The following is a 22,394-nucleotide window of genomic DNA, read 5'->3' as shown; positions in this document are numbered from 1 at the left end:
AATGGCGGTCCCTGACCGCCATTTTTACAGCAATAACCTCACAAACCCAGCACTTGTTTGCCTTGCTCAAACACCAGATCCACCGGAATACTGGCGCCACTGAGGCGTTGTAAATCGGCCGCCAGTTCAGGCCGGATCACCCCTTTATCATTCAGTAAGGCGCTGACCCCTTCATAATTGCCGTCGCCCTGCAGCGTCAGGATCAAGGTCGATAACGAGGTCATCGCCTGGCGCATGCTGGCAAAATCCACCTGATAAGTGCCATCGGCATTGCGGACAAAAGCGCCCTGCTCAGCGAAGTAGTTAAAGCAGATCATATTGGCTTTGCCATGGGCACTGGAGGCGCCAAAACGCACGGAGCGGAAAATACCCGCCATAAAAGTGGTGTAGAACTCTTCGAGTCTGGCATCGGTCAGCAGGCCCTGCTCCACCAGTTGGGTGATCATATACAACCCGAGAATATCGGCTTTGCCTTCCTCCAAAGCCGAAGCGTGTTCCTTCAGGCTCTGACGCACTGTGCCTTTGCCATTGATGGTATTTTTTATGCCAAGGCCATGCGCCACTTCATGAAACATCACATTGTTAAAAAATGCATCAAAAGTCACCAGGTTGCGCTGTGACGGCGTGATCAGCAAATCCGCTACAGGCGCCATAATATGGTCAAACTTGGCTTTCATTGCATTTTTCAGCTGCAGACGCCGGGTGCCTTTTGCCAGCTGCACCTGCTCGTCGTTGGGCAGGTTGATGGCAATGGTTTTGCCACCGGAATTTGAATGACCGGCGTAATAAATCACGTCATACGCATTGAGGTCTGCGTCGGAGCCCGGTGTTTCCTGTTTATACGGATCCGGCACAGGCAAGCCCTGTTGCAATGCAGGCAGAGTCGCTGCGTATTTGCTTAAACGCTCACTCCAGGCCAAATCTTTCACCAACACATAAGCTTCAAAGGCGGCGCGGTAACCAAACAGTTGATCTTCATAAGTTTCAATGGGGCCTATCACCAGATCGACAGGGTTCGTCTTCATCTCCATCCAGGCCAAATCAGATTTCTGGTACTGATCGGACAGCAGAGCTTCAGCACGCAGTTTCAGATACACCGCAAAACCGGCATCTTCTGACAACGCAGCGGCTTTCACTAATAAATCGGCGGCTTTTTCCAGCTCTGCTTTGTAGGCCACAGAATAAGGCACGGCCGTCAGCTTGCCGTCTTTATCGCGCCGGATCAGCGAATACAAACCGGTTTTATCGGCAAAATCAGCAGCTTCAAACTCAGCTTTACTCATATCTGCAGGGTAAAACTCCGCCCCCAGGGGTTTAGCCGCATAACCAGTTAAGAAGGCTTCATCCCCCTGCAATCTGTCCCAGGGACCGTAGTTAATTTCGGCAAAGCGCCGTACCTGCGGATCCTGAATGGCGGCCAGAAAGCCGGCCTTTGGTTCACCCAGTGCCTGACGCCAGTATAAATCGTCCATCACCGCCGCCGCGTCTATCAGCAGCGCCAGCATCTGTTTATGTGCCGCTGACAACGTGCTCAAATCCGAGGTCAGTCGCACGGGCTGGTAAATACCCAGTCTGGATTCAAAACCCGGGTTGAGCTCAGGCTTGGCTTGCGCCACACTGGCGTCAGTCGGAGCCTGAATGGAGCTGTCTGTCTGAGGAGCGGGTTTACAGGCCGCTAACCCTAAAAGGCCAGCGCCAACCAGGCCAAGATAAAGGGGGTGCACACGCATAGTCTGATCCTTGGAAATAGTAGGTTCCAGAGCCCTGCACCGCCGAGACGGCCCAGTCTCTGGTGTTCTGGCTTAAAGTGAATGTTCGGCACCACAAGGCTGCAACCGCTTGCGCTGCGCTTCTGTGGCGCTGTCATTGCATTCGGCGACAATACGGGCAAAGCCAGCCTCAAACTGGCTGTCCAGTTCAAAGTAGCCGTCACTGCAGAACTGGTTTTTCTCCAGCACCAACGCCAGTTCATCATACAAAGGCCCGGTTCCTGCTTTGCGCTCCCCCTGCGTCATGATTTGCTTTTCCACCATCATGGCGGCACGGCGATCATTGTCCAGTCGAATGGCGATTTCGCGTTGCGTCAGGTTTTTCACCCGGCCTTTGCGGTAGCTGAACTGCTTGCTGCCGTCAGGCCAGACACAACTTTCAAACACACCGGCGCTGCGGGGTAACTCTGGCCCGGAGCTGCAGCCGGCAACCAGGAACAACACAACAAATAACCAGTAACGCATTGATAAATTGCCTCTGTTTGCAACAGTCTGCACTTAGCATACCCTGTTCTGCCGGCGGAGCCCAGCCCACAATAGGGTCTGGTTTCGCAGTGGAATTTTTTTGTTTTTTACTGAACCAAAGCTGAACCAGAGACTCTTAGCAAACGAATGAGAACTCCTCCCGGACTGAGTGACGATGTACAGCAGGGACAGAATAATGCGCTAATCAGGAGCTCGTGATGACAATGACCAGTGTGCGTAACCGTATTTTATCTTTTTTAGATTTAGCCCACTGCAGCTACCGGCTTCAGGGCAATAAAGTGCTGCTTCAAAACGCTGAACTGACCTTTGCAACAGACCATCTGACCATCAACCGGCAGGGGAAACCTGAACGGATGATGCCTTATCAAAAACTGAACCTGGATAAGATGCTGTTTTTGCTGACGGCCCAGGCGGAGCGGCGTCCCTGATCTCATGGTTTACACACCAGTGCAGTAACAACTGCGCGGCGTCTTCAGGGTGTTGCTGCAATAAGAAGTGACTGCAGTGAAAACGGCACAGCTGCAATTGCGGTAACAACGCCTGTAACGACACAGCACAATGCGGGAACACCAGTTTATCCTGTTGTGCCTGCAGGTAAAGTACCGGCATCGCCAGACCGAGGGCTGATTCTGGCCGCTGCAGTGCCAGCACCTGCTCCACCCTGTGAACAAAACTGGCCTGAGGCAACTGACTCAGGGCCTGCTCCAGTTCCAATCGAAGCCCAGGGCTGTCATGACCCCACAGTAGATAACGCAGCAAGATATTGCGTCTGGCCGCACTGAATTCCAGCCGGCGTAACCACTGCCACAGCATGGGTGCCCAAGGCATTGGATTTTCAATAAAGGTGCAACACAGCACCAGCCCCAACACCTGTCCTGGACGACGCCGGGCCAGTTCAACGGCCAAAGGGCCACCAAAAGATTCGCCAAGCAGTAAAAAAGGTGGTGCCGGCAATTGCGGTTCCAGAACATCCGCCAGCTGTGAATAACTCAGTAAGTCAGTCGGGTAACTGAAACAGTGCACTTGCCAATGAGACGGCAAGGCCGCACAAAACTTGCGGTACAGCAAACCTGAACCATCGAGCCCCGGCAGAATCACGAGTCGCATAAACACCTCCTTTCTTCACCAAGAGTACGGCCAACAAGTGACAACCGTTTGACAATATAATGCTGCATCCAGCAGTACTACTGAACCATGCCAACTTGTTATACTCAGAGGAACACCGGATGCCTCTGATCCGGCTCAACAAAGGAAAGTTGTATTTTGTGGTCTAAGTTCGTCGTTGCCTTACTTATCAGCTACAGCGCCCTGCTGCCGGCTCATCCCCAACTCCAGCTGAAAGGTGTGTCAGGCCCCTTGGCGGAAAATATCCAGTTGTACCTGGACCGCCTGCCTGACGCCAGCAATCTGGGTTCCCGTCGCTTTCAGAACCAACTGATCCGGGATGTGAAAACAGCGGCCCGGGCCTTAGGGTATTACCGGGTCGATGTTAGCACTGAACTGAACGAGAGCGGAAAAAAGCCACGTTTACTGATTAAGGTGGTACCCGGCGATGCAGCCCGTTTTAAGGAAGTGCAGGTCACACTGCTTGGCGAAGCCAAAAACGATGCCGATTTTGCTGCATTAATTAAACAACATGCCCCTAAAGTGAACCACAGGGTGCATCATGGCCGTTACGAAAACCTGAAAAAGCAGTTAACCTCGCTGGCCATCCGGAAAGGCTATTTTCAGGCAAAACTGACACAACAGGAACTGGCCGTGGCCCCTGCGCTGGGCCAGGGCTTTTTACGGCTGACCTTTAACTCAGGCCGGCGCTTCAGCTTTGGAGAAGTAAAGTTCAGTGGCAGCCAGATCCGCCATGAACGTCTGCTCTCGTTAGTGCCTTTTCAGGCCGGCGATCCCTATCTGGCCAGCCATTTAGGTGAACTGCAGCAGAAACTTGCAGAAAGTGGCTGGTTCGCCAGCATTGAAGTGGAAGTGGATGACCCCCAAGATCCCGATCAGCCGCTGCAGGTCCGGGTCACCTTGAGCCCGCAGATCCGTAATACGGTGGAGACTGGTGTTGGCTACTCCACCGACCTGGGCCCCCGGCTTAAACTGAACTGGAACAAACCCTGGCTGAATGACAAAGGCCACAGCCTGAGCAGCAAAATGTCATTATCAGGCCCTGAGCAAAGCCTGGAGGCTGGTTATAAATTGCCGCAGCAAAATGTCAGCGACGATTTTTATCTGGTCAATGCAGGTATCAAAACAACCAATCTGGAAGACACCAACAGTGCCGAATACAATCTGGCGCTGGAACGCCATTGGTTACTGGACATGGGCTGGTACAGGGTGGCGTCCGTGCGCTGGCTGTATGAAGACTATACCCAAGGCACTGACTCCGGCAGCGCCAACCTGATCATGCCTGGTCTTGGCTTTAACCGTGCAGGCGACAGCGGCGGTAGCATGCCGGAACAGGCGTACCGTTATCTGCTCAACGCCGAAGTGTCGGATCCAGCCTGGGGATCGGACGAACGTTTTGTCCGGCTGCGGGCCCGCGCTGGCTGGATTGGCTCTTTTTCGGTCGACCAGCGCTGGCTGATCAAATTGGATGCCGGTGCCGTACTGATGAAGTCGGTGTTGGCATTGCCCCCGTCGCTGCGTTTTTTTGCCGGCGGAGATAACAGCATCCGCGGTTACTCCTTTGAGAGTATTTCGCCAACAGCAGATGATGGCACCTTAACAGGTGCCCGTTACCTGGCAACAGCCGCGTTGGAGTATCAGCACCGGCTGTCCGGTAACTGGTGGCTCGCCAGCTTTGTCGACGCGGGCAGCGCCTGGAATGACAACAGTGAACTGTACCGGGGGTTAGGCTTTGGTGTGCGTTGGGCCTCGCCGGTTGGCCCGGTCCGGCTGGATTTTGCCTGGGGACTGGATTTGCCAACGGGCCGTGAATTTCAACTGCATTTTGCTCTGGGGCCAGAGTTATGAGCCGTCTCTCTTTGAAAAAAGCCTTATTACTGCTGGTGTTAGTACTGCTGCTTTGCTTGCTGAGCCTGTCCTACAGCACTGTGCTGTTGCGCGTTATGGTCTCTGTCGTGCTGCCTGACGATCAGAGTATTCAAATTGGTGAACTGAAGGGGTCTCTGGCTGAAGGGATCCAACTTCAGAGGGTGCAGGTACATCGGCCTGAAGCCCAGGTCCTGATTGACCGCCTGAACAGCCGGTTCGACTGGCGCTGTTTGGGGCGTTTTGAGCTTTGCGTGTCCGAATTGCGCATCGACGGGCTGTCCGTGATCGTGCCTGAGCGCAGCAGCACCGCAGAACAGGCGGACTCCCCGCACCCTCTGCAGCTGCCTGCCGTGCGACTGGATGCACTGAGCCTGAATGGATTTGTGCTGCGCCAGGGTGAGATGGAAATCCGGCTGCACCAGTTGCAAAGTGCTGTCACATTGCGCGGTGCTGAAGTTCGGGTGCAGCCGACTCAACTGCAACAGTTGCAGATAAAACTGCCCAAATGCGCCCCCCAATCCCACACCAGCACGGCTCCCTGGTGGCAATATCAGCCACTCCAGCTGAGCCCCCTGCCACTGCCACTTCACCTTGAGCTTGGTCTGCTCGAGCTGGATCTGTTGCAGCTGAGCGGCGACACCGAACTTGAACTGAAGGCGTTGAAGCTGCAGCTGGATGCAGGGCCAGCAGCGCTCTCGCTGCATCAGTTGTCTTTCCAGTACCAGCAGTGGCAACTGCAAGGCGAGATACAGCTGCAAAACAGCGCCCCTTTTGCACTGCAGGGTCAGTTCAGTCTGCAAAGCCCTGAACAACAGCTTCAAGGCCAGGTGACAGGCTCGTTGCAACAACTGGAACTCCAGGCCAGCGCCAGCGGCGTGCAACAGGCAAAGCTGACCGCCAGGCTTGGGTTGTTGCAGAATGAACTGCCACTGTCAGTCCAATTGCAGGCCACGGCCTTGCAATGGCCATTACAAGGCCAAGCCGACTGGCAGCTGCGCGACTCCCGCCTCAGTGCCGAAGGCACTTTGGCCAAATTCGCACTGGAGCTGCACAGCCAGGGCCAAAGCCATCAAACAGGTCAAAGCAGGCTGTCATTGCAGGCCGCTTTCCAGGCACCTGTGTTGAGCTGGTCTTCGTTGCAATTCAGCTCCGACCAAGGGGCGGTGCAAAGCGAGGGACAGCTCAATCTGCAGGAGCAGAGTCTGAGCACGTCACTTGCTGCGCAAGACATCCGGCTGGAGCCCTGGTGGCCCGATTATCCGGGTAGCCTGAATACCAGACTGCAGTTGCAAGGGTCCTATCAGGCCAAAGGCTGGCAATTGGAACTGACTCAGCTGGAGGCATCCGGCCTGATCCGCCAACAGCCTTTGCAGTTACAGGGCGCACTGAGCCTGGCAGGTACAACAGACTCCATTGACAAGTTCAACACCCCGGGCCTGGAACTGCGCCATGGTGGCAATGCATTGACTGCATCCGGCCAGCTGACAGACCAATGGCAGGTCCTGCTGCACCTGAACGCACCGGATTTGGCCCAAAGCCTGGCTGGCAGCAAAGGCCAGCTGACTGGTTCAATCACAGTGACAGGACCACAGCAGCACCCGGCTTTGCAGCTCGACCTGACTGGCGAACAATTGCGTTACCAGCGAGATTACCGGCTGGACCAGCTGCGGCTGACCGGTTCACTGGACAGTCAGGACTGGCAACACCAGCTCGAACTTCAGTCAGGCTCAGGGCGTTTATTCGGGGAGAAACTCAATTCTGCCCAGCTCCTGCTGCAAGGCAACCAAAAAAAAAGTGGGGCGATACTGCAACTGGACACTGACGCGGTGCAGGCCCAGCTGCAGTTGCAGGCCAAAGCCCAAAACCCTGATATGTGGCAAGTGCAACTGAATCAGGCACAACTGATCACCCCGGTTGGCCCCTGGACTCTGGTCGACTCAGCCACAGCGGAGCTGGACCTGTCGGCTGAACAACTGCGGTTATCCGGCCAATGCTGGCAGTCCAGCCCGGCCGAACTCTGCCTGCAACAAAGTCCCTGGTTATCCAGCCGTCAGGGAACCCTGCAACTGCAGTTGCAGCAGTTTGAACTGGCGCAGTTACAGAGCTGGTTAACCGACGAACAACAACTTAGCGGGACCGCGGCCTTGACGGCAAGTGCACAGTGGAAACCAGGTCAGCCATTGCAGGCCAGGCTTGAGCTGACAGGCAGTGACGGGCGCTGGCAACAACGTCAGGTCAGCCCCATCACCTTAGCCTGGCAAGGCTGGAAGCTTCAGGCCAGCCTCCGACACAACCAGCTCAGCGGCACCGCAGACATTCGTTTTACTGACCAGGCTTATGTGACAGCCCGGCTGCAACTGCCCGATATCACAGAACAGGACAAAAGGCTGGATGCCGGGTTCAGCCTGCATCAAGTGGATTTAAGTACGCTCAAAAGCCTGCTGCCGGATCAGACTGAGTTTGCGGCTTTGCTCAATGGTGAAGTCCAGCTTTCTGGTGTGGCCAGCCACCCCAGACTCGCCGGCCAGATCCGCCTGACGGATATTCGCATGCATGGGGTGCATGCCCCAATGGATATCGATCAGGCACAGCTGCAGTTAGACCTGCGTCAACATAACGCTCAGTTATCCGGCCAGTTGCTCAGTGGGTCGGGCCAGGCACAACTGTCCGGTTACGCTGATTGGTTTGATTTCACCAACTACCAGGCCCGGCTGGCACTGACAGGCCAGCAGTTACCGATCAACCTGCCACAAGGCCAGGTCACGGTCAGTCCGGAGTTGACAGTGCTGGCACAAAACAGCAGCCTGGCGCTGCAAGGTACAGTGCAGGTACCGCAAGCCCACCTGGCGATTGACGATTTACCTGCGTCTGCAGTGCAGGTCTCAGACGATGAGCTGATCCTGAATAAGGATTTGGAAATCCGCCGTGCGGCTGAACAGTCCAGTCTGAAACTGAGCAGCGAGATCCGGCTGGTATTAGGGGAGCATGTCAAGTTGCAGGCTTTTGGCTTAAAGAGCAGGCTCAAAGGTCAGTTGCTGTTTTCTCAACGTGGCGCCAACCAAGCGCTGAAAGGAGAAGTGAATCTGCTGGACGGCACTTTCCGCTCTTATGGCCAGGATTTGCAGATCCGCAAAGGCAAACTGATGTTTAATGGCCCCGTTGATCAGCCCTACCTGACCATTGAAGCCATCCGCAATCCGGACAATACCGAAGACAGCGTGATAGCCGGCATTCGGGTCACGGGCCCGGCGGATGCCGCCAGTGCCACTATCTTTTCACAGCCAGGTAAACCTCAAGCCAATGCGTTGGCTTATCTGCTGACCGGCCGCGATTTAAATACTGACTCGGCCGGTGGCAACCCCTTAACCACCAGTCTGATTGGCATAGGCATTGCCAACAGCGACGGCTTGGTCAGTTCAGTCGGTGAAGCGCTGGGTTTTGAGCAAGTGACGCTCGATACCAAAGGCGCAGGAGACAATTCCCAGGTCACGGTCAGCGGTTATTTGTCGCCCAAACTGCAACTAAAGTACGGGGTCGGTATTTTTAACTCTCTGGGCGAATTTACTTTGCGCTACGAGCTGATGAAAAGCCTTTACCTCGAAGCGGTGCGAGGTTTGGACAATGCCGTCGACCTGCTGTATAAATTTGAATTTGATTAGGGGCTGAGCTTCTGGCAATACCAGCAATTGTTTAAATTTTAACCCCATGTTACATTGAAATCTGGTTGACTTTTAATCAAAAGCTGGTAAGGGCATGAGCAAAGAAAGAGGGCTCAGCAGTGACGAGTCCGATTATTTCGCCGAAATTTTCAGTCACGACGAAAAAATAGAGGTGTCGGGGCCGCGGGATATCAGTCACATGCTGTCTGTCACGTCGGAAGTGCCGCAACTGATCAGCACCCTGCTGGGCAAAGCCAGCTTTACCTTGCTGGCAGAAGTGGGCCCCTATAAGCTCTGGTTTCCGCTGGATATCAGCCTGAATGACGCAGGCGACCCCTTGCCTGTTCTCGGTATTCCGGAAGTGGAAGACCATTCAGGACAACAGCGCAGCTGGCGGTTGATGCACCCGAAAGATTTACAACTTAATAATGGCAGTCTGGCCGGTAAGGTCCGCATTCAGTCCGTTTCAAGTACAGGACTGGCATTAGAGTGCGACAGGCAAAGTACCGCCAGTCTGCTGATGCAACAAAAACAATTGCATCTGAGTTTACCTGACGGGCAAGACATACATCTCAACATTGAGTTTGTGCGGCAGGAACACCACCTGCTGGCCACCCGGATCCATGCCAACAAAACCAACAGGGAACGCTTAAGGCAATACCTGTTTCAGAACCATCGCCAGTACTACCAGGAGCTGTATCGCAGCACCGAAACTCTGGATCAATAGATAAAAAAATGCCCGGCTGTTCAGCCGGGCGAGGAACGTGGTCTTTGGATGGGCAAAGACTTTGTTGGCAGCGGCACCAGAACCTTGCAGCTGCCCAGGGTCACAACATGTAATACGCGGAGGGACTGCATCAGCTGTTGAGTTAGCCAACCGGATGGGTCAAATCCGTTTGGAGAAGTAGTGCAGACCTCCCACCAACTCAGCAAATGATAACCGTTCGCATTACGAGAATCATCATATCAGTTTTTTGCACTGGCGCAACACTCAAATGAGAATTTTTCTCATTTATTTTTTAATAGCAAGCTTAGTATCCCTGCAGCAGCGTCTTCAAACCGCTTTCAGCACTAAATGCTGATAACGACCCAAGGAAGCATAAGGCTCCTGACGGTTAAACATCAGTTCCACTTGCAGTAACTGCTCATACTCGGTCTCTTGTTCGGAGCGGTCACGCAAATAGTCGTGAAAACAACGCACGCCTGTTTTTTGTTCAATGACAAAACCAGCCTGCTGACACCACAAAGCGACCAACTCCGGCTGCAGCGGGTTTTGTGGGCTGAGCCTGACTTTCTTTTTAAAGGTCAGGTCCCGCAGCACATAGTTAAAATTGCCGTAAATGATATTGCTCAGCCGTTTGGCATCCTTGTTATAGAACATCAAAGAAACCAAACCGCCCGGAGCCACCAACTGACGCAATTGCGCTATGGCTTCGGCCGGTTGCTCCAGCCATTCCAGCACTGCATGGCACAACACCACAGGAAAAGCCGGCCAGCCCTGAGCCGTCAGCTGTTGCAGCGGTAACTGGTGGCATTCGATCTGCAGTTGCTGTGCATCGGCACGTTGCTGTGCCAGCTGCAACATCTCAGCAGACAAATCCGTCAGGGTCAGCTGATGACCACGGCTGGCCAGCTCCAGCGCCAGCTGGCCCTGCCCGGCTCCCACATCCAGAATGCGGCAGGGCCGGGATAACTCAGGCCGTTCCAGTAAATCCCGCAACAACACGGCCTGACGTAATTTACCTTTGCTGGTGTCGTAGATATTTTTGGCAAATTTGCCGGCAATACCATCAAAACTCTGATCCTGCATTTTTTTCGCCACAGACACCTCAGGCCGGATTATCAATATCGACAAAATGACAACGCACCCCGGTCTGAGCTTCGATAAAAGCGGCCAAAGCGGCAATACCATAACGTTCAGTGGCATGATGGCCGGCCGCCATAAAATCAATGCCAAGCTCACGGGAGCTGTGGATCGTCTGCTCTGACACTTCGCCGCTGATAAAGAGCTCAGCCCCTGCCTGATAAGCCGCATCAATATAGGACTGACCTCCTCCAGTGCACCAGGCCAGCGTCCGTACAGGCTTGTTCAGCACCGAATTATGCAACACAGCGCGGCCTAACTCCTGTTCCAGCCGGCGGGCAATGACCTCGGCCGGCACGGCTTGCTCCAACTGCCCCTGCATCAACACCCCCAGAGGGCTGACGCCGGGCACCGCCGAAAACTGGCTTAGCCCGAGCTTTTGCGCCAGTTGCGCGTTATTGCCCAAAACAGGATGCACATCCAGCGGCAAATGGTATGCCAGCAGGTTGATGTCATGACGCAGCAGCGTTTGCAGACGGCGTTTTTTCATACCGGTAATTTGTGGCTCTTCGTTTTTCCAGAAGTAGCCATGGTGCACCAGCACGGCATCGGCGCCCAGTTCCACCGCTTTGTCCAGCAAGGCCTGAGAGGCTGTAACGCCCGCGACAATGCAGCGGATCTCTGCCTTGCCTTCCACCTGCAACCCATTCGGGCAATAGTCACGGATTTGACTGCTTTGCAGCTGCTGTTCTATCAGGGCCAGCAGTGCTGAGCGCTCAATAGGACTCATGATGAAATCTCCTGTTTAAGCGCAGCCAGAGCGGTTTTGGCCTCAATCCACTGCGCCATGTATTGGGTACTGCGCTGATGATGCAAATTCAGCATAGCGCCAGTAAAGTTGTTCAGCCTGTGTGCCGGTAAGTGCTGCAGCAGCTGCGTCAGACGCTGCCAGAACAGCTCCGCCTGCCCTGCCCCAAAACGGTGTTGCACCAGCGCATACCCTTGTTGCTGTTTGTGCTGCCACAACGCCTTCTGCTGGTACAAAGCCACCACAGCGCTGATCAGGCTGTCCTCGTCTTCAGCCACAGCACCAGGCCAGTCAGCGCTGTCAGCAATACCTTCAGCGCCCACCCTGGTGGTGACACTGGGGGTTCCGGTGCGCATGGCTTCCACCAATTTGCCTTTGAGCCCGGCACCAAAGGGCAATGGTGCCAGCAACAGCCGGGCTTGTTGCAACACCAGCTGCGCATCCTGTGCCCAGCCTTTGATAAAGAAGCCTTGTTTTGGTGCATGCAACTGCGTGGCTTTGGGTGGTGGGTAAGCCCCATAAATATGCAGCTCTACCCCGGGTAAACGCTGACGCAGCGCAGGCCAGAGTTTTTTCAGCCACAACACAGCCTGCCAATTGGGTTCATGACGGAAATTACCGATAAACACCAGATTGCGCCGCTCGTCAAAAGCCGGCGCAGCGGCTGGCGGCTGGTCAAACCAAAATGGGCAATAGTGCAGCAGGCTCTGTGGCACCGCAAACTGCTGCTGTAGCAGCTGCAGTTCGGCCTCTGAAATAATCAGGCTCAGATCCGAACGGTAGATAGCCGCCACTTCACGCTGGGCGGTTTCACCGGACAAATCCGCTTGAGTAACAGGCCGCTGCGCTTTATAGGCCTGCTGCCTGGCCTGCCGTAAAAAATGCAGGTCTTCGGTATCAAGCAGCCGCAGTGCGTCCGGGCATACTTTGGCCACCCGCCAGCCAAACTGTTCTTCCAGCATAAAACGGTCAAACATTACCACCTGGGGCTGCCAGCGCTGCAGTTGCTGATCAAAACTGCTGTCATTGAGCTGAACCTGTTGCTCTTCAATCCCCAGTTCAGGCAAGTTGACCCGATGCAGCCCCTGCTCTGCCGGGCTGGCAAAAATTACCCGCCAGCCTTTTTGCCGGAACAGCTTCAGCAAAGCCAGCATACGCCAGCCTGCCGCCGATGAATTTGGCTCAGGCCAGACATAACCCAACACCAGAAGAGTATCCATCTGTCACCACTGTAAAAAAGCCGACAGTTTACCTTGTCCTGGCTAAAAGCACGACAGCCGTCTGCGATGAAAAGCTCTGGCTGGCATGACCAGTCCGGTGTTAGGATCCGGTACGCTTTTTTTAAGGACGTCCGATGCAACTCTCCAGTTACAGCAAAGTGGAAGAAATCAGCCACAGTGTCAGTCATGGCCTGGGCTTTGCCGCCAGTGTGGCGGGTTTGGTCTTGTTACTGCAGGCGAGCGGCAGCGACGGCTGGCGCCTGGCCAGCGCCCTGGTCTTTGGTTTGAGTTTGTGCCTGCTGTATGCCAGCTCGACCTGTTACCATGCCTGTCAGGCGGCCGCATGGAAACGCCGGCTGCGTAAGCTGGACCACTGCGCCATTTTTATTCTGATTGCCGGTACCTACACCCCTTTTACCCTGATCAGCCTGCGCGAATACGGTGGCTGGTGGCTGTTTGGGGTGGTCTGGACTTTAGCGCTGCTTGGTGTGGTCCTGAAGCTGTTTACCACAGGCAAACTGCAAAAGTTGTCTGTGGCCATGTATTTACTGATGGGCTGGCTGATCCTGGTCAAACTGGACACCATGCTGGCCCAGGTCAGCAGTGAGGGTTTATGGTGGCTGCTGGCGGGGGGGTTGTGTTATTCGCTGGGCGTGGCTTTTTATGTTCGCAAATCGATGTTTATGCACCATCTGATCTGGCATTTGTTTGTGCTGGCAGGCAGCGCCTGTCACTTTTTGGCCATTTACCTCTATGTGATTTGAAGCTGGCTCAGTGCGGCCTGTCGGCAAGCTGCAGTTCAAACCAAAAGGTACTGCCCTGGCCGGTCTGGCTGTAAAAGCCAATTTGCCCCTGGTGAGCTTCAATAATACTTTTGCAAATGGTCAGGCCAAGCCCTGTCCCTTCCGTTTTGCGGCTGCTGGAACTGTCCGCCTGCGAGAACTTTTCAAAGACCCGGCTGCGAAATTCATCGCTGATGCCACAGCCCTGATCCTGCACCTCCAAACGGGCTTTTTGATCTTTGGTATAAAGCGTCAACTGAACCGACTGGCCTGATTCTGAAAACTTAATGGCATTGGACAACAGGTTATCCAGCACCTGGCGTAACCGGCCTGCATCCGCAAGCACCACACAGGGTTGCAGCTTCATCTGCACTGCCACCTGATACTCTTGCGCATAAGGATTGAAGGCATGCACCGCCTCCGTCACCAGCTGTGCCAAATCCAGCTGGATCGGATGCAACTGAAAGTGGCCTGATTCAAACTTCTGTACATCAAGCAAATCATTGATCAGGGTAGACAACCGCTCCGCATTCCCGAGGGCGGTCTGCAGCAGTTGCTGATAATGCTCTGACGTGGGAGCAACAGCGCCAGACGCCACCAGGCCTACCGCCCCCCGAATGGACGTCAGTGGCGTGCGCAGTTCATGGCTGACGGTAGAGATAAACTCATCCTTGAGTCGGTTCAGTCGGGTCAGTTCATGGTTATTTTCCGCCAGTCTGGCCAGGCTCTGCTCCAGTTGACGCGACCGCAATGATAAAGTCACGGAACTATCCTCTAACTCTTTGGTGCGCTGCGTCACCATAGTTTCCAGTGCCATCTGCGTATGAGCGCGATCCTGTACAGACTGCTGTAATAATTTGTTGATTTGACGGATATGTCGCAGCCGGTAGCCATGTGCAGCGACCATCAGCACCAGCAACAGCAGCGCCGCCATGGCCATCACTTCGGTGCGTTGCCACCAATGCGGCAACACCCGGATCTTCAGTTGCCGGCTGTCCGGATGGAAGAAGCCGTGCTGATTTGACCCGTTAAAAACAAACTGGTAGTGACCGGCGGGCAACTGGTGATACAGCACCTGGGTTCGCCCCTGACTGTATTGCCATTCCGAGTCAATACCTTCCAGCCGATACCTGAACTGATTGCGTTGTGGTTCATGAAAATCAAGACTGGCCAGACTCAGCTCCACCTCCTGACCTGGCTCCACCTGAAGTTCAGGCCAGTCGTGCTGCAAAATAGCTGGTTTTAACGGAGTAGAACCAATACGCACTGCACTGACCCGCACCTGAGGCGGCTGCCGGTTCAGCCAGAGTGTTGCCGGCCTCACCAGAACCAGGCCCGCAGCCGTACCCAGATACAATTCTCCTTCTGCAGAGGCTGACCAGACGTTAAACAACATCTCATCATTGAACAGGCCGTCCGACTGACCCAATCCCACCCAAAGGGGTTGCTGATAAGGTTTGAATTTCAGGCCTTTGGCCGTCATCAACCAGATATTTTGCTGCGCGTCGGTATAAGCCCCCAATAAAGGCAGCCTGGGCCCGTCTCTCTGTATGGTCAGTTCAGTGATCTGCCGCTGTTTCAGGTCCACCTGCAGCAGCCGCTCTGAACTACAGAGCAGGACGGTCTGATCAGGGCCCCTGGCGATACACTGAATATCGGCTCTTTGCTGCTCAGTACTCTGCAACAGAGTGGCCAGGTTATGCACCTGACCGGTTTTCAGATCCAGCACAAAGGTGCCTGAGTAGCGGGTGCCAATCCAGAGCTGTTGCTCTATCAGTGCCATACTCTGCACCGCATCCCCCAGTCGTTGTTGCAGCTCTTTCTCCAGATAATACTGCCACTGCCCGTCAGGCTTTAGTTGTAACACCCCCCGCTGCCACAACCCCAGCCACAGACTACCGTCCTGCGAACTCAGCACATCCCGGACATTCAACAACCCAGAACCCCGCTGTGCTTCATTCCCCTGCCACTGCTGCAGCCGGGCACTGGATTCGTCATAACGCAAGAGGCCAACATCGGTGCCAATCCAGAGCTGACCCGACGGATCGCGACGGATCGCATTTACCCGGCTTTGCACCGAAAAAGCCTGCACCTGCGTCGGTTGCCGGCTGATACGATACACAGCATCCGAAGTCCCCAGCCATAACACCTTGTCCTCCGCCAACACAGAGGTTGGCGTCAGTTGGGCGACCTTGGACAGTTGTGGACCCCAACTGTCCAAACTGCGAAAAGCAGAACCGCTGTAACGGCCGTAAAACAGCCCTTTTTCCCGGCTGCCCGCCCATAACAGCCCCGTCTTGTCAATCATCAGACTGCGGACATTGACGCCGGGCAACAACACGTCCGACTGGTCAAAGCCGATCAGACGGGCGCTTTTTGGATCGAAACGGTAAATGCCATCAAAGGTGGCCAACAGCAATTGACCGTCCGGCTCAGCTAACAATGCATTGATCAATGGGAATTGATCTGGCAGCGCCATGTCAGCAGCATGCATCGACAGGGTGTTCAGTGCCACCAGACGGTTTCTTGCGACCACCCAAAGAATGCCATCCTGCAGATGCAGAGCCCGCACTTCAGCCTGATTGAGGTATGGTACCATCACAGCAGCGCTCAGCCCGGCCGTGTCACTGTACCAATGCAAGCCCTGACTGGTTGCAATCCAGATACGGCCATCCAGGCTCTGACGGACAGCCCATACCCGCTGCGACACCAGACTTTGCGGCTGGTCCGGGCGTCCTATCGAATGCAGGCTGCCGTCTGGATCCAGCCGCTGCAAACCGTCTCTGCAGCCAATCCACAAACGTTTGGATGAATCCAGAAACAACGATTGAATAAAGTTACTGTGAAGCGCCAAAGCGGAGTCTGCCGCCGTAGAATAATGCGACAACACGCCAGTGGAAACATCCAGCCGACTGAGCCCCATGCCCCAGGTGCCAAGCCAAAGCTGGCCATCAGCAAGCAACATAGCGTCAATATCAGGCACAGTGCTGGTTTTCCCCTCTTGTGTCGCATGCAACTCAAAAGTTTCAAAACTGTAGCCGTCGTAACGTAACAGACCTGTATTGGTCGAACCCAGCCAAATGTACCCTGCATCATCCTGCAAAATTTGGTAAATGCTGGCATTGGGCAAACCGTCATCCACCCGCAGACGAGTCATTGCACTGACGTTAAACGCCGGGCCCAGCATCAGTGCAATGACCCAACATAGAACCCGCAGTACCTTACTGCTTAAAGAGGTTATCATCCGCACCTCAGTTCCTATAAGTGACAAGTGGAACTCGTAAAGAAACAATACCATAGCAACACAGATTTCCCAGTCTTGGGGGATAAATTGCAAACTGTGGCTTTATCTGCCTGTTGCAATCCCCTAGAATCGGCCCCATAGAACAGGCAGACAAATGAATTGCGGAGTAAAGCATGTCAGAGATTAAACACAGCCGTTTATTAATTTTGGGTTCTGGCCCAGCGGGCTACACAGCGGCCGTGTACGCCGCCCGCGCCAATCTGCAACCTGTGCTGCTGACCGGTATGCAGGCGGGTGGACAACTGACCACCACCACCGAAGTGGAAAACTGGCCAGGTGATCCACATGGTTTAACGGGTCCCGCCCTGATGGAGCGGATGAAAGCTCACGCAGAAACCTTTAACACCGAAATTGTTTTCGACCACATTCATACGGTCAATCTGCTGCAACGCCCTTTCCTGTTGACCGGTGACAATGGTCAGTACAGCTGTGATGCGCTGATCATCGCCACAGGCGCTTCAGCCAAATACCTGGGGCTGCCTTCTGAGCAGGCCTATAGTGGTCGCGGGGTGTCTGCCTGTGCCACCTGCGATGGTTTTTTCTACCGGAATCAAAAAGTGGCCGTCATTGGTGGTGGTAATACCGCCGTCGAAGAAGCCTTGTATCTGTCCAATATTGCCGCCGAAGTGCATCTGGTGCACCGCCGTGACAGCTTTAAAGCAGAGAAAATTCTGATTGACCGTCTGATGGCCAAAGTGGAATCCGGCAATATCAAGTTGCACCTGCACCGTGAACTGGAAGAAGTGTTAGGTGATGAGATGGGCGTGACCGGTATGCGGTTAAAATCCACCAATGGTCAGCCAACTGACGATGTGGCTGTCGCAGGCGTATTTATTGCCATTGGTCACAAGCCCAATACCGACATTTTTGCGGGCCAGCTGGAGATGAACAATGGTTACCTGAAAGTGCAAAGCGGCACTGAAGGCAATGCCACCCAAACCAGCATCGCAGGTGTATTTGCTGCAGGTGATGTCGCTGACCATATTTACCGGCAGGCTATTACGTCGGCTGGCAGTGGCTGTATGGCCGCACTGGATGCAGAACGTTACCTGGACGCATTAAGTAAATAAAGACTCCGGCGGACCTTGTATGGTGATTTATCTTCCTGAATTGTCCGCCGACCCCAGTCAATTTCCATCGCCTGAGCAGGCCATGACTGAACCAGACGGCCTGCTTGCCATGGGTGGCGATTTATCTGTTCCCCGCTTACAACAGGCTTATCGACAAGGTATATTTCCCTGGTTCAGTGAAGGCGACCCCTTGTTATGGTGGAGCCCTTCGTGCCGTGCCACCTTTGAACCCGGCAGCCTGAGCCCCAACCGGACCTTACGTAAGCAGTTGGGTAAACATCGTTACCGTATTCTGCTCAACCAACATTTTACCAAAGTGATCCAAGGCTGCAGCGACCCCAGACCAACCCAGCAGGGCACCTGGATTTTACCTGAAATGCAACACGCCTATCTGGCTATGCACCAGGCCGGTCTGGCACATTGTGTCGAAGTCTGGCGTGATGACGAGCTGGTGGGGGGCTGCTATGGTGTACAGACAGGGTTGCTGTTTTGTGGTGAATCCATGTTTAACCGTGAAGCCAATGCCGCCAAAATTGCTGTCTGCGCGCTGCAGTACCAACTGCAGCGTTATGGTGGTGGCTGGATAGACTGCCAGTTAATGAATCCGTTTTTACAGCAGCTGGGCGCCACGTCGATCAGCAGGACGGCGTATTTGCAGCGTTTGTCTGAACTCGGTCAGCTGCAATTGCAACCGGGCTGCTGGGCAAGCACAGAATTGCCGGAGCTGTGGTGGCATGAGTGATTTAAAGCTGGGTGTCAGCTATCCGCAGCGCTGCCACTACCTTGAAGGGCAAGAAGAGCGTTTGCTGTTTACCCTGCCCGACCAGCCGATCAGCATGGCACTGTATCAGCAACTGATCGGCTACAACTTCCGCCGTAGCGGCGATCAGCTGTACACCACCTATTGCGACAACTGCCGGGCCTGTCAGTCCGTGCGGCTGGATCTGCAGGAGTTCAATCCCAGCCGCTCGCAGCGCCGTTTATGGCAACGAGCCAAAGCAGCAGGCTGGAGTTACCGTGTAAGTTCTGTTGCCGATGAAGAACGCTATTACCCGTTGTATCAGCGGTATATTGAGTTGAAACACCGCGACGGCAGTATGTATCCACCCAGCCCGGAGCAAATGCGCTACCTGTGGCAAAGCCAGTGGCAGCAGGTCATGTTTCTGGAGCAATACCAGCATCAGACTCTGGTGGGAGTGACCGTGGTGGATATGTTGAGTGAGCAGTGTTCTGCGGTCTATAGCTTTTACTGTTGGCCACATAAACTCAGCCTGGGTCAACTGGCCATTCTGGCGCTGGCCGATCACAGTCTGTCGCATGGCATCCGTTATCTCTATTTGGGCTATTACGTCGCCGACTGCGCAAAAATGAATTACAAAGACAAGTTTCGCCCGCAACAACGTTTTATTGCCGGAAAATGGCACCACTTTGGCTAAATCTGTCTCTGTTGCTTTACTTATGCGGTGGTTTTCGGCAAAATCTGCGGCAGTTTTTTGACCTGACGAATTTTAAATAAGAGGCTGGCGCGCTTAGATGGCGAAAGAAGACGTAATTGAAATGCAAGGGACCATTCTGGATACCCTGCCAAACACTATGTTCAAAGTAGAGCTGGAAAACGGTCACGTGGTGATCGCCCATATTTCCGGCAAAATGCGCAAGAACTACATTCGTATTCTGACCGGTGACAAAGTCACTGTGGAACTGACGCCTTACGATCTGACCAAAGGCCGTATCGTTTTCCGTCAGCGCTAACAGCGTTTAACGAAAAAAACCGGCTTTTAAGCCGGTTTTTTTCGTGCCATTTCCTGGCTGTCAGGCTTTTGCCTCCAGCAAATGACTCTCGACCAGGTAGTCAAACTCCAGGTTGTCACCTTTCAGGTCAACCCGGACATCGCCCCCCTGCGACAAACGGCCAAACAGTATTTCATTGGCCAGCGGCTTTTTCAGTTGCTCCTGAATCACCCGGGCCATTGGCCTGGCACCCATCGCCTGATCATAGCCTTTGTCAGCCAACCATTGGCGGGCGGCCCCGCTAAGCTCCAGCGACACCTGCTTTTTATCCAGTTGCACCTGCAACTCGCAGATAAATTTATCGACAATTTGCAGAATAATGTCTTTGGATAAATGCTGGAACCAGATAATGCCGTCCAAGCGGTTACGGAACTCCGGGCTAAAGGTGCGGTTAATTTCAGCTAAAGCATCATGGCTGTGATCCTGCTGTTTAAAACCTATGGTTTTGCGCACAGTTTCCTGCACACCGGCATTAGTGGTCATCACCAACACTACGTTGCGAAAATCCACTTTACGCCCGCTGTTGTCGGTCAGAGTGCCGTGGTCCATCACCTGCAGCAGAATGTTATAAATATCGCTATGGGCTTTTTCAATTTCATCCAGCAGCACCACGGAGTATGGGTGTTTGGATACCGCATCGGTCAGCAAACCGCCCTGGTCAAAACCTACATAGCCAGGCGGCGCGCCAATCAGGCGACTGACCGCGTGGCGCTCCATATACTCGGACATATCAAACCGCAGTAGTTCCACCCCCATGATTTTCGCCAGTTGCTTGGTCACTTCCGTTTTGCCAACACCGGTAGGCCCGGCGAACAGGAAGTTGCCTATAGGTTTCTCTTCGCTACCAAGGCCTGAGCGGGACAGACGAATCGCCGCCGTCAGCACATCAATGGGTGCATCCTGTCCAAACACCACCAGTTTCAGGTTCCGGTCCAGATTCGCCAGCACATCCCGGTCAGAGGCTGACACCGACTTTTCAGGAATACGTGCCATTTTGGCAATAATGTGCTCAATTTCAGGCACATTAATCACTTTTTTGCGTTTGGACTCCGGTAACAAACGTTGACTGGCGCCAGCTTCATCAATCACATCAATGGCTTTATCGGGTAAATGCCGTTCATTGATGTATTTAGCCGACAACTCAGCCGCCGCCCGCAGCGCTTTTTGGGTGTAACGCACGTTATGGTGGGCTTCGTAACGCTCTTTTAAACCCAGTAAAATTTTGGTGGTGTCTTCGACGCTGGGTTCCGCCACATCAATTTTCTGAAAACGCCGCACCAAAGCAGTGTCTTTTTCAAAAATGTTTTTGAATTCCTGGTAAGTGGTTGAGCCAATGCAACGTAAGCGGCCGCTGGAAAGCAAAGGTTTAATCAGGTTCGACGCATCCATCACCCCTCCTGAGGCTGCTCCGGCACCAATTACTGTATGAATTTCATCAATAAACAGCACTGCATCTTTTTCCCGCTCAATTTCTTTCAGCAAGGACTTCAGCCGTTTTTCAAAATCCCCCCGGTATTTCGTACCTGCCAGCAAAGCGCCCATATCCAGCGAATAAATGGTGGCATTGGCTATCACCTCTGGCACTTGCTGATTCACAATACGGTATGCCAGGCCTTCGGCAATAGCCGTTTTACCAACTCCGGCTTCGCCCACCAGTAAGGGGTTATTCTTTTTGCGACGGCACAACACCTGGATTGCACGCTCCAGTTCCATATCACGCCCCACCAGCGGGTCAATCTGACCATTTTTCGCCTGAATATTTAAGTTGGCCGTGAAGTTTTCCAGGTAACTGCGTTCATCCATCCCGGCATCACTGCTGTCCTCCTGCTGCTCATCCTGCTGTTCAATTTTCTCGGCTTTAATCACACCGTGCGAGATGTAATTCACGATATCCAGCCGGCTAATGTCCGTTTTCTTCAGCAGGTAAACCGCCTGTGATTCCTGCTCACTGAAAATGGCCACCAGCACATTGGCACCATTCACTTCCGACTTGCCAGAGGATTGCACATGGAAAACCGCGCGTTGCAACACGCGTTGAAAGCCAAGAGTGGGTTGAGTGTCCCTGTCCAGATCACCTTCAGGTAACACAGGAGTGGTGGAATCGATAAAATGCGCCAAATCCTGGCGCAGCCTGTCGATATTGGCACCACAGGAGCGCAACGCTTCACCGGCCGCAGGATTATCCAGCAGAGCCAACAGCAAGTGCTCTACCGTCATAAATTCATGACGACGCTCGCGGGCAAACCGAAACGCCAGATTTAAAGTTAACTCAAGATCTTTATTTAACATACATCACCCCCAAATCCACCTGAGTTACGACTGCTTTAAGGCGTCAGGCCCGCTCCATTGTGCATAACAATGGATGCTCATGCTCTTTTGCATAATCTGACACTTGCTGCACTTTGGTTTCTGCAACCTCCGCAGTAAAAACACCACATACCGCCAGCCCTTCGTAATGCACTTTCAGCATAATTTCACTGGCTTTTTCATACTGCATATTAAAAAAACGTGTCAGTACGTCGATGACAAAGTCCATCGGCGTGTAGTCATCATTATGCAGTATGACTTTGTACATCGAGGGTGGTTGCAGCTGCTGCCGCGTTTTTTCCACCACTCCGTAGTCTGTAACGTTGTTTTCTTTAGAACCACTCATAAAACTATAGCTATGCCTGTATCAAGCTTCCAAGGGAAGATGCAGAAATACTGC

The 22,394-nt window shown here is 53.7% G+C and carries 17 protein-coding genes; 8 read left to right on the top strand and 9 right to left on the bottom strand.

Annotated elements, in window-relative coordinates; genetic code table 11:
- Window positions 1–38: 38 nt before the first annotated feature.
- From WKJ04_RS01205 to WKJ04_RS01195, 3 genes are all read right to left on the bottom strand, one after another.
- A complete protein-coding gene (locus WKJ04_RS01205; RefSeq protein ID WP_337878748.1) occupies window positions 39–1,730 on the bottom strand; it encodes a Zn-dependent hydrolase in 1,692 nt (563 codons plus the stop codon).
- Between the two features lie 72 nt (window positions 1,731–1,802).
- Window positions 1,803–2,234 carry a hypothetical protein gene (locus WKJ04_RS01200; RefSeq protein ID WP_337840238.1) on the bottom strand — a complete coding sequence of 144 codons (432 nt, stop codon included), beginning with the start codon at window positions 2,232–2,234 and terminating at the stop codon, window positions 1,803–1,805.
- Between the two features lie 348 nt (window positions 2,235–2,582).
- Window positions 2,583–3,362: an alpha/beta hydrolase gene (locus tag WKJ04_RS01195; protein ID WP_337878747.1), complete on the bottom strand. Its 780-nt coding sequence runs from the start codon at window positions 3,360–3,362 to the stop codon at window positions 2,583–2,585.
- A 156-nt stretch (window positions 3,363–3,518) separates the two neighbouring features.
- On the opposite strand from WKJ04_RS01195, the gene WKJ04_RS01190 reads away from it, so the two are divergent.
- The 3 genes from WKJ04_RS01190 to WKJ04_RS01180 all read left to right on the top strand — a co-directional run bounded on the left by WKJ04_RS01190 (window position 3,519) and on the right by WKJ04_RS01180 (window position 9,635).
- Window positions 3,519–5,228, top strand: a complete 1,710-nt coding sequence (locus WKJ04_RS01190; protein ID WP_337878746.1) for an autotransporter assembly complex family protein — start codon at window positions 3,519–3,521, stop codon at window positions 5,226–5,228.
- On the top strand, window positions 5,225–8,908 hold the full coding sequence (locus tag WKJ04_RS01185; RefSeq protein WP_337878745.1) for a translocation/assembly module TamB domain-containing protein: 3,684 nt from the start codon (window positions 5,225–5,227) through the stop codon (window positions 8,906–8,908). Before WKJ04_RS01190 ends, WKJ04_RS01185 begins: the two co-directional genes overlap by 4 nt.
- Before the next feature lie 94 nt (window positions 8,909–9,002).
- Window positions 9,003–9,635 (top strand): hypothetical protein, encoded by a 633-nt coding sequence (locus WKJ04_RS01180; RefSeq protein ID WP_337878744.1) that lies wholly within the window; start codon window positions 9,003–9,005, stop codon window positions 9,633–9,635.
- Window positions 9,636–9,962: 327 nt separating this feature from the next.
- Here WKJ04_RS01180 and WKJ04_RS01175 read toward each other — a convergent pair whose 3' ends face one another.
- Genes WKJ04_RS01175 through WKJ04_RS01165 form a run of 3 tightly spaced genes read right to left on the bottom strand, consistent with a single transcriptional unit; the run spans window position 9,963 to window position 12,740 of the window.
- Window positions 9,963–10,763 (bottom strand): methyltransferase, encoded by an 801-nt coding sequence (locus WKJ04_RS01175; RefSeq protein ID WP_337878743.1) that lies wholly within the window; start codon window positions 10,761–10,763, stop codon window positions 9,963–9,965.
- Window positions 10,738–11,493, bottom strand: a complete 756-nt coding sequence (locus tag WKJ04_RS01170) for a Nif3-like dinuclear metal center hexameric protein (RefSeq protein WP_337878866.1) — start codon at window positions 11,491–11,493, stop codon at window positions 10,738–10,740. The genes WKJ04_RS01175 and WKJ04_RS01170 overlap by 26 nt, the downstream gene beginning before the upstream one ends.
- Before the next feature lie 5 nt (window positions 11,494–11,498).
- The gene (locus tag WKJ04_RS01165; protein ID WP_337878742.1) at window positions 11,499–12,740 is read right to left on the bottom strand and encodes a glycosyltransferase; all 1,242 of its coding nucleotides are present in this window, start codon (window positions 12,738–12,740) and stop codon (window positions 11,499–11,501) included.
- A 134-nt stretch (window positions 12,741–12,874) separates the two neighbouring features.
- Here WKJ04_RS01165 and WKJ04_RS01160 point away from each other — a divergent pair, with 134 nt between their 5' ends.
- Window positions 12,875–13,504 (top strand): hemolysin III family protein, encoded by a 630-nt coding sequence (locus WKJ04_RS01160; RefSeq protein WP_337878741.1) that lies wholly within the window; start codon window positions 12,875–12,877, stop codon window positions 13,502–13,504.
- A 7-nt stretch (window positions 13,505–13,511) separates the two neighbouring features.
- On the opposite strand, the gene WKJ04_RS01155 is transcribed toward WKJ04_RS01160, so the two are convergent.
- Window positions 13,512–16,766, bottom strand: coding sequence for an ATP-binding protein (locus WKJ04_RS01155; RefSeq protein WP_337878740.1), 3,255 nt, complete (start codon window positions 16,764–16,766; stop codon window positions 13,512–13,514).
- A 173-nt stretch (window positions 16,767–16,939) separates the two neighbouring features.
- Here WKJ04_RS01155 and trxB point away from each other — a divergent pair, with 173 nt between their 5' ends.
- The 4 genes from trxB (at window position 16,940) to infA (ending at window position 19,648) form a co-directional block, all read left to right on the top strand.
- Window positions 16,940–17,896 carry a thioredoxin-disulfide reductase gene (gene trxB, locus WKJ04_RS01150; RefSeq protein ID WP_337878739.1) on the top strand — a complete coding sequence of 319 codons (957 nt, stop codon included), beginning with the start codon at window positions 16,940–16,942 and terminating at the stop codon, window positions 17,894–17,896.
- Between the two features lie 19 nt (window positions 17,897–17,915).
- On the top strand, window positions 17,916–18,638 hold the full coding sequence (gene aat, locus WKJ04_RS01145) for a leucyl/phenylalanyl-tRNA--protein transferase (RefSeq protein ID WP_337878738.1): 723 nt from the start codon (window positions 17,916–17,918) through the stop codon (window positions 18,636–18,638).
- Window positions 18,631–19,332 carry an arginyltransferase gene (locus WKJ04_RS01140; RefSeq protein ID WP_337878737.1) on the top strand — a complete coding sequence of 234 codons (702 nt, stop codon included), beginning with the start codon at window positions 18,631–18,633 and terminating at the stop codon, window positions 19,330–19,332. Before aat ends, WKJ04_RS01140 begins: the two co-directional genes overlap by 8 nt.
- A 97-nt stretch (window positions 19,333–19,429) precedes the next feature.
- Window positions 19,430–19,648 carry a translation initiation factor IF-1 gene (gene infA, locus WKJ04_RS01135; RefSeq protein ID WP_008610216.1) on the top strand — a complete coding sequence of 73 codons (219 nt, stop codon included), beginning with the start codon at window positions 19,430–19,432 and terminating at the stop codon, window positions 19,646–19,648.
- 60 nt (window positions 19,649–19,708) lie between these two features.
- On the opposite strand, the gene clpA is transcribed toward infA, so the two are convergent.
- Entirely contained in the window at window positions 19,709–21,976 is a 2,268-nt protein-coding gene (clpA, locus tag WKJ04_RS01130) for an ATP-dependent Clp protease ATP-binding subunit ClpA (protein ID WP_337878736.1), read from the bottom strand.
- Between the two features lie 43 nt (window positions 21,977–22,019).
- Window positions 22,020–22,340 carry an ATP-dependent Clp protease adapter ClpS gene (gene clpS / locus WKJ04_RS01125; protein ID WP_337840252.1) on the bottom strand — a complete coding sequence of 107 codons (321 nt, stop codon included), beginning with the start codon at window positions 22,338–22,340 and terminating at the stop codon, window positions 22,020–22,022.
- Window positions 22,341–22,394: the final 54 nt, after the last annotated feature.

It is taken from the genome of Rheinheimera sp. (assembly GCF_037442345.1).
Taxonomy (GTDB): domain Bacteria; phylum Pseudomonadota; class Gammaproteobacteria; order Enterobacterales; family Alteromonadaceae; genus Pararheinheimera.
The sequence above is the reverse complement of the archived record's forward strand: the minus strand, read 5'-3'. Positions and strand labels throughout refer to the sequence as shown.